Origin of the sequence: Rhizorhabdus antheiae (assembly GCF_049889055.1) — a bacterium.
Lineage (GTDB): Bacteria > Pseudomonadota > Alphaproteobacteria > Sphingomonadales > Sphingomonadaceae > Rhizorhabdus.
This window is the reverse complement of record NZ_JBLTWO010000026.1, coordinates 1-1,531: the sequence shown is the minus strand read 5'-3', so window position 1 is coordinate 1,531 and position 1,531 is coordinate 1. Positions and strand designations below refer to the sequence as shown.

1 protein-coding gene is annotated in these 1,531 nt (G+C 63.5%); it reads left to right on the top strand.

What is annotated here, in order from left to right; translation table 11 throughout:
- The first annotated feature begins 78 nt into the window (after window positions 1–78).
- The gene (locus ACNI3R_RS20395) at window positions 79–1,455 is read left to right on the top strand and encodes a transposase (RefSeq protein ID WP_426187063.1); all 1,377 of its coding nucleotides are present in this window, start codon (window positions 79–81) and stop codon (window positions 1,453–1,455) included.
- Window positions 1,456–1,531 lie beyond the last annotated feature (76 nt).

The following is a 1,531-nucleotide window of genomic DNA, read 5'->3' as shown; positions in this document are numbered from 1 at the left end:
CGATTGTGTTGAAAAAGGCTGCCTTGAAGTCGCGGTGACGGTCTGATTCACTCGTGCTGTTCGGCAGGAGATGTGCGGATGATGGGCGAGCGAACCGTGTCGCAGGAGGCGCTGTTCTACAGCTTCAACTTGGAGCGCCACGTTCCGGCGGACCACCTGCTGCGCTCGATCGACCGCTTCGTCGACCTGTCAGATGTGCGCGAGCAGTTGCGCCCGTTCTACAGCGAGACAGGGCGGCCCTCGATCGATCCCGAGTTGATGCTGCGGATGCTGATCATCGGCTATTGCATGGGCATTCGCTCCGAGCGCCGGCTTTGCGAGGAAGTGCATGTGAACCTGGCCTATCGCTGGTTCTGCCGGCTCGGGCTCGAAGGCGAGGTGCCCAACCATTCGACATTTTCCAAGAACCGGCATGGCAGGTTTCGCGATAGTGACCTACTCCGTCGGCTGTTCGAGACGACGGTGGCACGCTGCATCGCCGAGAAGCTCGTGGGTGGCGAAGGCTTTGCGGTCGATGCCAGTCTGATCCGGGCGGACGTCAGCCGGCAGCATGCCGTCGATCATGCCGATCAGCTTCCGCCGGCCAGCACCAGTCACGCGGTGCGGGAATATCTCGCCGTGCTCGACGATGCGGCATTCGGCGGCGCGACGCCGGTGGCGCCTAGGCAATTGGCGGTGGCTGATCCGGCGGCGCGGTGGACGGCAGCGTCGCGCGAGCGGGCCTTTTTCGCCTATTCGACCAACTACCTAATTGACCTCGACAATGCCGTGATCGTCGATGTCGAGGCGACCACTGCCGTCCGCCAGGCCGAGGTGACGGCCCAGCGCCGGATGATCGAGCGCTCACACGCCCGGTTCGGACTGTGGCCCGAACGGCTTGCCGCAGATGCGGGCTATGGTGATGCAAGGAACTTATCCTGGCTGGTGGAGCAGCGCGGCATCGAGCCGCACATCCCGGTGTTCGACAAGTCAGCCCGGCGGGACGGCACCTTTGAGCGCGCCGACTTCGTCTTCGACCATGATGACGACAGCTATGTCTGCCCCGCTGGCAAGCGACTGCGGCAGAGACAGAAGCACTATCGGGAAGCGCGCCCCCTCGTCGACGCAGAAGGTATGACCCGGTACCGCGCAAGCAAGCTCGATTGCGACACCTGCGTCCTCAAGCCACGTTGCTGCCCCAACGCGGCCGCCCGTAAGATCCTGCGCTCGATCCACGAGGGGCCCCGCGACATGGCACGCGATATCGCCAACACCGACGCCTATGTCACTTCTCGCCGACAGCGAAAGAAGGTCGAGATGTTGTTCGCTCATCTCAAGCGCATTCTGAAGCTCGGGCGCCTGCGGCTGCGAGGGCCCAACGGCGCAAAGGATGAATTCCTCCTCGCCGCAACCGCTCAGAACCTCCGCAAGCTCGCCAAGCTGATCCCGATGCCGGCCATGGCCGGAGCGCGGTGAGCGCCGAGGCAACTCGTCAACGTTCCTCCGCCATCATGTCGCCCAACGACAGACACCGCCTTTTTCAACACAATCG